This is a genomic window from Nocardia mangyaensis (genome assembly GCF_001886715.1).
GTDB classification, from domain to species: domain Bacteria; phylum Actinomycetota; class Actinomycetes; order Mycobacteriales; family Mycobacteriaceae; genus Nocardia; species Nocardia mangyaensis.
On sequence record NZ_CP018082.1, the window covers coordinates 6,106,274 to 6,119,575 of the forward strand.

General features: G+C 62.1%; 11 protein-coding genes. 6 read left to right on the forward strand and 5 right to left on the reverse strand.

Annotated features, from left to right (window positions below):
* Positions 1–714 precede the first annotated feature (714 nt).
* Both BOX37_RS27780 and BOX37_RS27785 read left to right on the forward strand, forming a co-directional pair.
* A complete protein-coding gene (locus BOX37_RS27780) occupies positions 715–1,644 on the forward strand; it encodes a ferritin family protein (RefSeq protein ID WP_067488049.1) in 930 nt (309 codons plus the stop codon).
* Positions 1,641–3,146 (forward strand): flavin-containing monooxygenase, encoded by a 1,506-nt coding sequence (locus BOX37_RS27785; protein WP_084760222.1) that lies wholly within the window; start codon positions 1,641–1,643, stop codon positions 3,144–3,146. Before BOX37_RS27780 ends, BOX37_RS27785 begins: the two co-directional genes overlap by 4 nt.
* Before the next feature lie 1,004 nt (positions 3,147–4,150).
* On the opposite strand, the gene BOX37_RS27790 is transcribed toward BOX37_RS27785, so the two are convergent.
* From BOX37_RS27790 to BOX37_RS27805, 4 genes are all read right to left on the reverse strand, one after another.
* On the reverse strand, positions 4,151–5,110 hold the full coding sequence (locus BOX37_RS27790) for a protoglobin domain-containing protein (protein WP_167660001.1): 960 nt from the start codon (positions 5,108–5,110) through the stop codon (positions 4,151–4,153).
* A gap of 191 nt (positions 5,111–5,301) precedes the next feature.
* Positions 5,302–5,844 carry a PaaI family thioesterase gene (locus BOX37_RS27795; protein WP_071930211.1) on the reverse strand — a complete coding sequence of 181 codons (543 nt, stop codon included), beginning with the start codon at positions 5,842–5,844 and terminating at the stop codon, positions 5,302–5,304.
* Between the two features lie 22 nt (positions 5,845–5,866).
* Entirely contained in the window at positions 5,867–6,316 is a 450-nt protein-coding gene (locus BOX37_RS27800) for a universal stress protein (protein WP_022565929.1), read from the reverse strand.
* On the reverse strand, positions 6,313–7,911 hold the full coding sequence (locus BOX37_RS27805; RefSeq protein ID WP_071930212.1) for an MFS transporter: 1,599 nt from the start codon (positions 7,909–7,911) through the stop codon (positions 6,313–6,315). The genes BOX37_RS27800 and BOX37_RS27805 overlap by 4 nt, the downstream gene beginning before the upstream one ends.
* A 128-nt stretch (positions 7,912–8,039) precedes the next feature.
* On the opposite strand from BOX37_RS27805, the gene BOX37_RS27810 reads away from it, so the two are divergent.
* Positions 8,040–8,738, forward strand: a complete 699-nt coding sequence (locus BOX37_RS27810; protein WP_067645158.1) for a TetR/AcrR family transcriptional regulator — start codon at positions 8,040–8,042, stop codon at positions 8,736–8,738.
* 501 nt (positions 8,739–9,239) lie between these two features.
* On the opposite strand, the gene BOX37_RS27815 is transcribed toward BOX37_RS27810, so the two are convergent.
* Complete coding sequence (locus BOX37_RS27815) at positions 9,240–10,241, reverse strand: helix-turn-helix domain-containing protein (protein ID WP_067488327.1); 1,002 nt, start codon at positions 10,239–10,241, stop codon at positions 9,240–9,242.
* A 118-nt stretch (positions 10,242–10,359) separates the two neighbouring features.
* Between BOX37_RS27815 and BOX37_RS27820 the strand changes: the two genes are divergently transcribed.
* The 3 genes from BOX37_RS27820 to BOX37_RS27830 are packed head-to-tail and all read left to right on the forward strand — an operon-like array spanning position 10,360 to position 13,291.
* Positions 10,360–10,680 carry a 2Fe-2S iron-sulfur cluster-binding protein gene (locus BOX37_RS27820; protein ID WP_019050196.1) on the forward strand — a complete coding sequence of 107 codons (321 nt, stop codon included), beginning with the start codon at positions 10,360–10,362 and terminating at the stop codon, positions 10,678–10,680.
* A gap of 23 nt (positions 10,681–10,703) precedes the next feature.
* Positions 10,704–12,092 carry a cytochrome P450 gene (locus BOX37_RS27825; protein ID WP_071930213.1) on the forward strand — a complete coding sequence of 463 codons (1,389 nt, stop codon included), beginning with the start codon at positions 10,704–10,706 and terminating at the stop codon, positions 12,090–12,092.
* Positions 12,089–13,291, forward strand: coding sequence for an NAD(P)/FAD-dependent oxidoreductase (locus BOX37_RS27830; RefSeq protein WP_071930214.1), 1,203 nt, complete (start codon positions 12,089–12,091; stop codon positions 13,289–13,291). The genes BOX37_RS27825 and BOX37_RS27830 overlap by 4 nt, the downstream gene beginning before the upstream one ends.
* Positions 13,292–13,302: the final 11 nt, after the last annotated feature.

Genomic DNA, 13,302 nt, shown 5'->3' on the forward strand with positions numbered 1-13,302 from the left:
AGTGCTCTGGCCTTGCAACAGTGATCATTGGAAGCGGTGTCCGAAGTGCGGTGTGGGCGGCGGCGGTCTCGCTTGTGCGCACGTGTTTCGGGGCTGCTTCCTCACTTGGTGGCGCAGTTCACGCTCCCGGTGTCAAGCATTGCGGACCTACACTCCCCTGCGTTCACGCCGCTACGCTCGCGGCTTGTTCACTGCCCGCCCACAGCAGACTGACGTCTGAGCTCTCCGCACGATCTGCGTTTCCCGGTGCCCTCGGTCGTGCGCCGAACGCCCCGGCGGTGTCGCTCTCCTGGTGCGCACGACCATGGATGGCGTGCCTGTCGGTGGTCGGCCACGCGATTAGACGGCTTTCAAATCGCCATCGCGGAGTACCCGAGGCGGGGCCTCTGCCCGTCGATTCATGGCCAGGACGTACGCCTAATCACAGGTGCGATCGCCTGACACCTTCCCGCCTCGCCGGCCTCGACCTCGCTAACGGACGAAAATGGCGCGCACGGGCCCGCGATGCCAGGAGACTCCGCTGCGCCGCGGCCTTCGCCCGGCGCCGGATCACTCACAGCCACCATGCGCCAGCGACGAGCGTTTTCGTTTACTGGAACGAGTTCCAAGAGTTTTGTCCGACCATGCCACACGTGAGCGGCTACCGCTGCGAAATACCCGGCCTCCGGACACCAGGCCAAGATTTTGTGTCCATATTCGCGAAGGAGTAGAGCGATGTCAATCGATTTGCCGCACACCTTGGAAATCATAAAACAACGCCAATGGGCACTCGGCGACTTCGACTGGGCGGAGCCCGGCGCGGATACGATAACGGCCGAGCAGCTCCCGCAGGTCAAGCAATTCATGTCCGATCTGGTCTGGATCGAGCAGGTCGGCTCGCGTGCCTTCGTCGCGCTCGGCCGTCAAACCAAGGACAATACGCTAGCTGAGATCTACCGCTACTTCCAGGCCGAGGAACAAAAGCACGCAAACGCCGAGCTGGCCCTCATGCGCCGTTGGGGAATGCTCGATGACGACGAGATCCCAGAACCGAATATCAACATCCGACTAGCCATCGAATGGCTGGACAGCTACGCAGACGATCTGCCGCTGTCCGTACTAGGCTCAGCGATTCCGATGCTCGAGGTGGCACTCGACGGAGCACTGTTGAAGTTCCTACTTGAGGAGATCCAGGATCCCCTGTGCCACAAGGTCTTTCAGCGAATCAATGCCGATGAGTCCCGTCACCTAGCTGTGGATTTCCATGTGCTGGACATGATTGGAGCGGGGCCGATACACCGACTGCTGATCGAAGCCGCCGGCGCCGCGCTGCGCCCATCCCTACTCATCGGCATCCTCACCGGGTTGCCCCTGCTGACCCGTATGCACGACAGCATCATCGCGATGGGACTCGACGAACAGAAGCTCTTCGACGCGATTCGGAAGTTCGGCATTATCGGAGACCGGAGCGTCGCCACCCGCCGCAATCCGATCTACCAACTCGTCAAGTACTACGGTGAAATGGTCATGGACCAGTCACACCCCTATCATCGACTACTCGGCAATGCCCTGTTGACGATCACTGAGCACTATCCTAAACAATGGCTCGGTTCGACTCCTTCCTGGATCAACGAGCTCACTTACCAACCGGTGGCCGCAGCATGATCGACGAGGGGCGGCCGACAGACGATGACCCCGGGCAAACAATTCCCGGTCCCACACGAGTCGTGATCATAGGTGCCGGGTTCTCGGGAATCGGCACCGCGATCCGATTACGGTGCGCGGGGATCGAGGACGTCGTGGTTCTCGAACGCGCACCTGAGCCCGGCGGTGAGTGGCGCGAGAGCGTTCATCCGGACGCATCCTGCGGTCGTCCGTCAGCACTGCGGTCGTTCTGGTTCACGCGGGATCCCGCCTGGAGCCATAGGTATACGCCGGGCGTAGACGTCCTCGCCTACATGCGCGACGTGATCACCCGGCATGGTCTCGATGGACGGATTCGCTACGGGTACAACGTAAACGGACTCGACTTCGACGAGGCCCGAGGGACCTGGCATGTGCGTGTCTCGACCAGCAGTGGCGAGGAGGAGAGCATCACTGCCCGCTCGGTCGTGGTGGCGACTGTGCCGTTCTCGAACGCAAGCAGGCGCGAGATCGTGGGCGCCGACGACTTTCGTGGCCACAAGATAGACGGCACCCGATGGGACGCCGGTATCGATGTCACCGGACTGACGGTGGCAGTCGTCGGTACCGGCACCAATGCAGTCCAGATGATCCCGGAGTTGGTGGACCGAGCCCGCCACGTCACCGTATTTCAGAGTGCACCGCGATGGGTTCTTCCCCACCCGCAGTACGCGACGGCAGGGTGGAGACGTTCGCTATTCGAGAAACTACCGCTGGCCGAGGATCTAGCCCGGAGTGCCCACTTCTGGGCGTACGAGTCTATCGGATACGGTTTGGTCCGAACTACAGGTCTCACCACCGCGCTGGAACAGGTATCTAAAATCCAGTTGAGGCTTCAGGTCAAAGATAGATGGGCGCGACGGCAGCTCACACCGGACAACCGGGCGTGCCGTCCGCGATTGCTCATCTCAAATGACTTCTTACCGGCTCTAGATCGGGACAACTGCAGACTCCTCACCTTCCCGATCATTCGGCTTACGGAGCACGGAATCCTCACGGTTGATGGCGTCGAGCGCCGCTTCGATACGATCGTTTTCGATGCACCCGGCGAGGCTGGAGTACCATTCCCGGTTCGTGGTTGTGGCGCACGTCTCCTCCAGGAAGAATGGGTCGAAGGAGTTTACGCGTACAAGAGCATACATGTTTCTGGGTATCCCAACCTACATTTCACTTTCGGACCGAACTCCGGTCCGTATTTCCACACAGCCCTAGCCTATCTGGAGGCGCAGATAGATTACATCGTAGAGTCGGTGCGGACGCTGGAGCGATGGGGGCTCCGATATATTGATGTACGAAAGTCAGCGCAGGACCGATTCAACGCGGTTGTTCAACGGCACTTGGCTCGCACGACTTGGAACTCTGGATGCGTTACTTGGCCTGTCGGGGAAGATGGTTTTAATCCCGCGGCTTTCCCGGGCCTGGCTCGACAATTCCGTAGCCAAATGACTCAGTTCGCCCTATCCGACTACCACGCTGTGCCCTAGGAGCTCCTATCAGGTTCAGTTGCTGAGTCGTCGCGGTCTGATACTGCGGCACCGACATTCAGGAATCGACAGTGGATGTCGATGCGGCGTTCCCATCGATCACCGGTCGCCGATATCGGTGGGGCCGGGCCATGGTTTGTTCCACGACTAGCCGACTGGCGGTGACCTTTGTCTCGGGTTCCGCGATGGGAATGGGCCGTCGATCCCGGCGCTGTCGCAGGTCGGCGTACAGACTACATGCTCGCAACCCGTGTCGGTGATAGTTTTATCGATCCGCCGTCCCAGTGGCCTCGGCCGTCCAGGCAAGGGGATTTACTGCGTCGAATTACATCCCGCCGCGGAACCCGGGACAAAGTCACTGCGGCCGGTGGATCGTGGAGCAGACTTGCGCCCGCTCCCCCGGTACCGGCGCCTGGCCATCCGGTGGGCACGCCGCATCGACATCCATTATGGATTCCTGAATCTCGATGCCGCACTGATCTGATGGCGACGGCACAGCAACCGCACCGACAGCAGCTATTAGCCTGCGCCAGAAGGTCATCCGGACACGAACCCGAGAATGAGCGGCCCCCGACAGCACGTACAGCCCTCCCCCACTCCCCTTGAACACCAACCTCGGGCCGTGTGGTGAGGGCTGGCTATTCCCGGCGGCTTCACCGGGAGTTGCGGTTCGCTAACCACCAACAATCATCCGTCACATAGGTCCGCTGCGAAACATCCTGCATCGCAACGTGTCTCGGTGACACATGCAGATTCCCGCTAGGAGCTATGAGGACCGGTACCCGAACTCGAATGCCGCCGAAGCTCCATACGATACCAGCGGTGGCCCACCGCAAATACTGCGCGCGGCATGTTTGGCGGTGCGCGCGAACGCCGCTGTTGGAGCATCTTCACCGACGGCGGACTTACTTCGCAATCAGCACCGCGTCGGCACGTACACAGGCTGGTGAGCCGGATCGCCCACCGCAGCCGGGACTGCGCAACTGGCCAAGCACTTCGCCAAATCAGGTATTGCGTAATGGCCTCGTCATCACCATCTCGTACCCAAGCGTCTGTGTGGCATGCTCGACCCCACTCTGCAAGTCGACAAATGTAATGAGCGTAGTTTTCTGTGGACTGATGTCGACAAGCGTCCGGGCGACTTCGGCGGAAAGCCCAGTGAAAATAACCTCCGCACCCAAAAGCGCACATGCTTTTACTGCTGTGATCAGATGGGCAGCAACGTCGAGATCGATCGACGGCAGTCCGGTGATATCGACGACGGCGGCCTGCGCCCTCGAATTGCGGATATGCACCATCAGCTGATTGGTCAAATTAAGAGCCCGGCGATCGTCCAATTCTCCTACGATCGGGACTACCAGAAGCCCTGGGATCAACTGCAGTACCGGAGTCGGGAGTTCGCTCACCGCCCTCTGCTGCTCGCGATTCGGGTGCTCGCGTTTGGCGAGGTAGATGTCGGCGGCGAGGCCGATATCGAGGAACACCAGCCTTTGTAGCGCCAGCAACGTCGCCAACGCACGCTCGGGATCGGAAGATGAGCTGGATTCACAGATCCGGCTCGCAGCAGAGCAAAGAAACCGATTGTACGCGCCGAGAAGCCATGTCGGATTCACGCCGAGTCGCTCGTGACGCGCGCCCATACGCATACGCTCGATGAGATAGTCAGCATCGACGGTTCCCGCCGTCAAACCGGAAAGGTGATCGCTTCGAAGATGTTCGACCTGTTCCTCAGTGTCGCGCCCAGAAAGAAGTGCGGCAGTGTCCCGGTGTTCGTGTAGGTAGGCGCGGAGTTCGTCGACGATCTCAGCCATACCGGGTGTCGCGACTCCGCTAAACTGCCGCAGCAATGCCTCGTCTTCATCGGTGAATTCCATTAATCGTTTCCGAGCAGCGACCATGTCATCGGCGGTCACGAGGCCACCGAAGCTTGGCGTTTCCGGGATTTCCGGACCGTGCGTGCCCATTAGAGTCATAACAGCCGCATCCTGTGCGTAGTGTTTTGGCGGATCGTGTCAAACAGCGCATACTCGTGAGCGAAGCCCGTAGGTCACCGACCCACAGCAGCCTGCACCCCAGACTGCGCTGGCGGCATAGCGGTCCCGACCCAAGTCGTCCTCATCGCCTGATCGCGCCGGCCACAGTACATGATCGCCGCTTAGGCCGTTGGTGGCACGTGTGAAGAGGTGGCACGCTGTGAGGCCCGGAAGAAGTGGTCGATGTTAACGACGAGAAAGAGGGCGGTAGCGGTTGTAACCATGTGGCCATGGTCGTCTTCGATGGTGGCCCGAAGGTTTAGTTTGCGACCCTGGCGGGAATGAAGATGGGCGCGGGCGATATACGGGGTGTCGAGTAGAACCGGGGAGAGGTAGTCGATGGAGAGGTGGCGGGTGACGGCTGGTTCTCCCACGGTGTAGAGGAGGAACCCGAACAGGTCGTCGAGGACGGTTGCGACTGCGCCGCCATGGGCGATCGCTGGGGCGCCAACGTGGCGGGAGTCAAACGTGTGACGGGCGTAGACACCTTCCGCGTCACGTCGGACGCTCAACTGGTGGCCGTGCGGATTGGCTGGCCCGCAACCGAGGCAATGATCATGATGGGGCGGCAAGTCTTGGCATTCCGGCGGAACCACAGGGAAGAGGGGCGTACTCTCCTCGGCCTCGGACGATACGGATCTTGTGGTATCGGATGTGCGGCTCATGGGTGCTTTCTGCATATGTGTGTCACTGGGTGGTGGCGATAAGGATGTCGCAGTGGGCTCTGCGTGCGAGCTCGGTCGGTGTATCGGACAGCAGCCGGGCCAGCGGAGTCGACCGGCACAAGTCGGCGGTGATGATGAGGTCCGGCGCCGCAGTGGCGGCAAGGCGCAATAGGGCACGCAAAGTGGGTTCGGACAAGATGCGGGTGTCGATGTCGATGGCGCCGTGCGCTAGGGCGTGCTGGCAGGCCGTGCGCAATATCGCTTCGACCGGGTTGGTGCCGCGCAGCCGGTAGGCCTCGGGTCCCAGCCGGTCGAGGTCAACTCCGAGTGTGCGTTCGTCGATGTGGTGGCGGACGCCGACGATAACCAGTCGGGCGTGGGTGGCGTGGGCCAATTCGGCGGCGCGGTCGACCACGCGGTAGGAGCGATCGGATCCATCGGTATCCACAAGGATCGTGCGATAGGCCGTCATGCCGGGCGTCCTTCGCGGGTAGGGGACGTGCGAGAGGCAGGAGCCATCGTGCACGAGGGTTGTGCGCGGCATCGGCGAGTGGTGGGCCCGGGTGCAAGCACAGCCAGCACGATCGCGCCTGCGGCGGTAATAGCAGCCAACACCAGCGCGGCCTCGCCGCTGCCGTGCACGAACGCTGCCTTGGCGTACTCGGCTAGCGGCTGGGCCGCTGGTCCGCCCTTTTCGGCGACCTGCAGGGCGGCGGCCAGGGAATCGGCAACGGGTTCGCGAGCGGACTCGGGCAGGCGGGGTAGGGCGGGCTGGATACGCTGAGTATAGCCAGCGGCCAGCACGCTGCCGGCCACGGCGATCCCGATCGCGGCGCCGATCTCGCGGGCGGCATCATTCACCGCCGCGGCGACCCCGTGTTTGGCCTCGGGGGTGTCGGCGACGATGGCGTAAGTCGCCGGGGCGGTACACAATCCCAGGCCCGCGCTCATGATCAGCAGCGGCCACAGTAGGTCGAGGTAGTTCGCGGCGAGGTCCAACCGGCTCACCAGCACCAGCCCGGCAGCGATGGTGAGGAGGCCAGTCACGGTCATCACCCGCAATCCCACCATGCTCGAGAGCCAAGGCGCGATTACGGAAATCATGGCCAGCGGCGCCACCATCGGCGCCAGTGCCAGGGCCGACGCCAGCGGCCCGTATCCGAGAATCAGCTGTAGGTACTGGACCAACAGTAGGAACACCCCAAAGGTGACCAGGAACTGAATGGTCACGGACAGGGAGCCAGCACCGAAGCCTCGGCGTCCGAACAACCGCACGTCTAACAGTGGTGCCGAGATCCGTAGCTCCACGGCCACGAACGCCACCGCCGCCACGACTCCGACACCGGCGGTGACAGCGACGAGCGGGTCGGCCCAGCCGCGTGCGGGAACCTCGACCGCGGCGAACACGATCGCCGCGATCGCGACAGCCACCGTCGCCGCGCCAATTCCGTCCACCGGCGGATGCTCGGGCTGGCGAGACTCCGCGATCGTGCAAGCCAATCCGGCCAGCACAATCCCCGCCACGGTCAGCCCGACAAATACCGATTGCCACGACCACCGCTCAAGCAACATCCCGGCACCGAGAATCCCCAGAACAGCTCCGGATCCGGCGACGCCCGCCCATACCCCCACCGCTCGGCCGCGATGAGCTAGGGCGAAGCCTGCGGTCAGAATCGACAGGGTCGATGGCATCACTAACGCTGCGCCAGCACCGGCGAGTGCGCGTGCCGCGATGAGCCACACCGGGTCGGTCAGCACCAGCGGCAACGCCGAGGCGGCCGCGAACACCGCCAGTCCCGCCACCAGCACCGTGCGGCGCCCATAGCGGTCACCGATGGCTCCGGCGGGCAACACCAGACACGCCAGCACCAGTGTGTAGCCGTCAACGATCCAGGTGAGCTGGGCTTGGGTCGCCCCGGTCGCGACTGCAATCTGAGGCAACGCCGAGTACAACGCCGCCATGGCCGCGACGACCAGCGCCACCCCCAGGCACGATACTGCCAGCACCCAGTATTGGGCCCTGGTCCACCGGGCGATCTCGACAGCGCCCGTCCGGGAAGTGTTCACCGGTGCACCTCCCGCCGTTGTAGATCGATAGTCTCTGTGTGAGACTATTAGTATCATAGTGGGTCGGCGAGCGAGATGACGTCCACGCACGATCAAATTGAGCGATACGAATCGAGGAAAGGGCGGCCATGACAGAGCCGGACTCTGCCGCGGCCGATCCGCGCACCGTAGCCGACGAGCAGGCCGATCCTCGGCTGGCGCGGTCCCGCAACCGGTTGCTCGACGCGGCCAGTCATCTGCTGTCCACCGGCGGGGTCGAAGCGGTCACAGTCGATGCCGTCACCCGCGTGTCGAAGGTCGCGCGCGCCACTCTCTATCGACACTTCGGCAGCACCACCCAACTGCTCGCGGCAACTTTCGAACGGTTGCTTCCCCATGTCGACACACCGACCGGCGACGGGCCCGTGCGCGATCAACTCATCGCGCTACTCACTACTCAGGCGGACCTCGTAGAACAAGCCCCAGTGCAGATGACCACGCTGGCCTGGCTGGCTATGGGAACGATCGGTGACGACCACACCGACCCGGCAGCGGTCACCTCGCTGCGTGCCCGCGTCATCGAGCAATATCGCCAACCGTTCGACCGGATCCTCACCGGCCCCGACGCGCGGGCGATGCTCGGCGAGTTCGACACCACCTTCGCCATCATCGAACTCCTCGGCCCGATCGTGTTCGCGCGCCTCACCGGACTACGCACCATCGATCATGACGACTGCGCCCAACTGGTCGACAACTTTCTCGCTACCCGCCCAAGGGTCGCGGTCGGAAACGGGACCGACCGTCGATCAGTGCCAGTGACCGAATACCCGCCCGTGGATAACGGGTGAGCCGCTTCGAAGCAGGCCGACAAGATCAAGTACCCAGCTCACCGGCGATCCCCTCCACCTAGCGGGTAAGACCGTCGGTTCGGCACCGATCGTCGCCTTCTCGTCAACACCGGCCCTGGATGCGGGGCACGATCGATTCGTGCTGCAGTCCTGCATCGCAATGTAACTGGCTCAGTTAGGGCTGGCTAACCGAGTCGATGCGCTTCACGATTGAGAGACTCGACTCCGTCCATCTCATGCCCAGCCGTCACCGGCAGGATCCTGGTGGCAACGCGCTGAGATCATTCAGACCGGTGCCGACTCACTACTCGCCGTGTTAGGTGTTGGCTACGCCGCTGATAGCCGTTGGCTGCAGCAACGAGTTCGGCAAAGTTCTGCACGGTTTCGGCAAAGTCGCCAGTTTTTTGTCATATGCCGCAGCGGGTTCCTGCCTGGCGCCAGCCCCAACCGATCTGCACCAGATCGCGCAGACTCCATCCACCAGCGACGGGACGGGTGGTGCTATTCGTGTCGAAATTCGCTGGGAGAGCGACCGGTCCATCGCTTGAAGGCGTGCGAGAAGTTCGCGAGGTCGCTATATCCGAGATCGGCAGCTATCTCACTCACCGACATCGATCGGTCGAGTAGCCGCAGCATCGCACGGTCACGCAGAAATGATTCGCGCAACTCGCGAAAGGTGGTCCCCTCCTCGGATAGGCGCCGCTTGAGTGTGCTAGTCGATATCGACAGCTCGTGTGCGACCCAGTCTTTACTCCGCTTTCCAGGATCTTCCTCCAGCAGCCGTCGTACCTTCTCCGAGAAAGACATGGTTCTACTTCGCTGATCGAGGGTTCGTTTCAGATCCACGATGGCAAGTCGATAGGCGACCGGATCGGAGAACCTGCATACCTCGTTGAGAGTGTCCGCCGGGACACCAAGGAATGACGTCGGAGCGTCGAAGAACAAACGCCCAGCTAGGGCATCCTCATTATCGGCTAGAAAGGTCGGCGCTGACCAGCTCAGATGGAGTGTCACGGTCGGCATATCGCCGGCCAGCATGTCGAGCAGGCGCAGGAGTGCCGACCCGCTATACGCGACGACCAGGCAGTTCAGCGCCGAATCGCCTGTGTGCGCGGCGAGCCCGACGGTGAGTCCCTCGTCACTTGGGTGGAACTGCGGACTGAGAGCCGTCGATATCAAAGGCAGATAGGTGAGCAGCTCCACGATCTCAGCTACCGAGCCTGCGCTGACCAGCGGAAAACTCAATGGGCCGAAGGACGTCAACTGAGCTTGTTCGGCGAACGCGAAGCCGAGCGAAGTTGCCTGGTCGACATCGAGTGCAGGGTAGACCTCGCGAAACCACCGTATCGGGGCCTGGATATTGCGTTGGATCAACGTCGTCTCGTCAATTCCTTCGCGAGCCATGATGTCGCGAAGCCGAGCGGCGGCGTCCGGGTCGAGCGCTTGGCTCTCGAGCAGTTGCACGAACATGAGCGGAGGCACGCCCTCGTCGTTGAGGTTCACCATGGTCTCTCTGAGCCGAATTCACAAATTTCTGACTCTGCCGAACATAGCCTCCGAACCCGTGTTCGACAACACTTGGACCAAGTCACATTGAGGACAACGCATCGAGGAGTTGGCTATGGCAGTTGTCACCTTTGTCTCCCACGACGGCGAGAAGCACGAGGCGCCGATCGAGGAAGACCAGTCGCTGATGCAGGTCGCGACCAACAACGCTGTGCCCGGCGTCGACGGGGACTGCGGAGGCGAAGCTGCCTGCGGCACCTGCCATGTGGTTGTCGATCCGCAGTGGATCGAGCAGGTCGGACGTTCCGGCGCCGATGAGGAGGAGATGCTCGCGATGAACCCCGAGCGCCAGCCGACCTCCCGGCTGTCGTGCCAGATGATGGCGTCGACGGCCTGGGACGGCTTGATCGTCCACCTACCCGAGTTCCAGATGTAACGGCGAGAAACGGATACGACGCGATGAAGATTCCCGGAGCAATCACCGCCAAGGTTCAGTCGACCATCCCGATGGATCTACAGATCCAGGGTGCACACCTATATGACAAGACTCGCCGATGGATGACCGGAACGAACGGGGAGAAGCTCTTCGTCGAGAGGCCCATCCCGCCAGTCGAAGAAGTCGCGCTCGCCGACATCGACCTCAGCAACCCTTTCCTGTACCGCCAGGGCCGCTGGCAGTCCTACTTCGCGCGCCTGCGAAACGAGGCTCCGGTCCACTATCAGCCCAACAGTCAGTTCGGTCCGTTCTGGTCCGTCACACGGCATGCTGACATCGTGGCCGTCGACAAGAACCACGAACTCTTCTCCGCTGAGCCGTTCATCGTTATCGGGGCTCCGCCCCGTTTCCTCGATATCGAGATGTTCATCGCGATGGACCCGCCACGACACGACGCACAGCGGGCCGCTGTTCAAGGCGTGGTCGCGCCGAAGAACCTGCGCGAGATGGAGGGCCTGATTCGATCGCGCGTCCAAGAGGTGCTCGACGATCTACCCGTAGATAAGCCGTTCGACTGGGTGCAGAACGTCTCGATCGAACTGACCGCGCGGATGCTTGCGACCCTGCTGGATTTCCCGTACGAGCAACGTCACAAGCTCGTCTACTGGTCGGACCTCGCAACCTCGCTGGAGCAGGCCAACGGTGGGCCATCGGACAACGATGAGGTATTCCCCGGCATGCGCGACATGGCGAGAGGTCTCAGCGCTCTCTGGCACGACAAAGCGGCCCGGACAGCCGCTGGGGAGCAGCCCGGATTCGATCTGATCACGATGTTGCAAAGCAATGAAAATACCAAGGACCTGATCGACCGCCCGATGGAGTTCTTGGGCAACCTCGTATTGCTGATCGTCGGAGGGAACGACACGACCCGGAACTCGATGAGCGGTGGCGTTCTTGCGCTCAACCGCTTCCCTGAACAGTTCGGGAAGCTGAAAGCGAACCCCGACCTGATCCCCAACATGTGCTCGGAGATCATCCGATGGCAAACTCCGCTTGCCTACATGCGCCGTGTCGCCAGAGCTGACACCGTTCTTAACGGGCAGTTCATCCGCAAGGGTGACAAGGTAGTGATGTGGTACGCCTCGGGCAACCGCGACGAGCGAGTATTCGAACGCCCCGACGAGTTCATCATCGACCGGTCCAACGCCCGCAACCACATAGCCTTCGGCTTCGGTGTTCACCGCTGTATGGGCAACCGGCTCGCCGAGCTGCAGCTGCGGATCCTCTGGGAGGAGCTACTTCCTCGCTTCGAAAATATCGAGGTTGTCGAGGAGCCCGAGTACGTGCAGTCCAACTTTGTGCGGGGCATCAGCAAGATGATGGTCCGTCTCACCCCGAAAACCAGCATATGACCACGCGGCGGGCCGTCATCGTCGGGGGCAGCCACGCCGGGGTCCAACTCGCCGGCAGTCTGCGCCAAGAAGGATGGACCGACGAGATCACCATCATTGGAGAAGAAGCGGTATTACCATACCACCGCCCTCCGCTGTCGAAGGCATACCTGGCAGGGAAGCACACCCTCGACGAGCTCGCGATTCGCAGCGCCGAGTTCTATAACAAGCAGGATATCCACCTCGTGGATGCAACGGTGGAGGCGATCGACCGCTCGGCTGGCCTGCTCTCACTGAGCACCGGCGAGGAAGTGCCCTACGACAAGCTCGCACTGTGCACGGGCGCTCGCCCCCGTCGACTTCCCGTGCCCGGTGTCGACCTGGCCGGTGTCTATTACCTACGCTCCGCGGCGGACGTCGAGATGATCCGAGAGGAAAGCAGCCCGGGGCGCCGGGTCGTGATCATCGGCGGCGGATATATCGGACTGGAGACGGCCGCCTCGTTGCGTGCGCTGGGTCTGCAGGTCACTGTGCTCGAGGCTACCGAACGCGTCCTCGAACGGGTCACAGCCCCCGAGGTATCCGCGTTCTTCGACCGAATTCACCGACAGGAGGGCGTGAACATCCGAACAGGCGCGCTAGTCGAGGCCCTATCCGGAGACGTCAGGATCCGAGAGGTATTCCTGTCCAGCGGCGAATCAATTCCTGCCGACCTCGTCATTGTCGGCATCGGCGTGGAGCCGAATACCGAACTCGCCGCCGACGCGGGTCTGCTGGTCGACAACGGGGTCGTGATCGACGGCCAGAGTCGGACCAGCGACCGCAACATCATGGCCGCTGGGGACTGCGCCAGTCACGACATGGCCCGTTACGGCCGTCGCATACGCCTGGAATCTGTACCCAGCGCGGGCGAGCAGGCCAAGGTCGCTGCCGCGACCATCTGCGGGAAGTCAAAGAACATAGCTGCGCTTCCATGGTTCTGGTCGGATCAATACGATCTCAAGCTCCAGATCGCCGGTCTAAACACCGGCTACGACGAAGTCGTACTCAGCGGAGATCCTACCCGGGGCCGCGAATTCACATGCTTCTACCTCCGTGCTGGCGAGCTGATTGCCGCCGACTGCATCAATCGCCCCCGTGACTTCATCTTCAGCAAGCGGGCCATCACCCAGCAGCTTCGCATAAGCCGGGCAGAACTGGTGCTCGCTGGCTCGCCCTGAGTGACCGACTC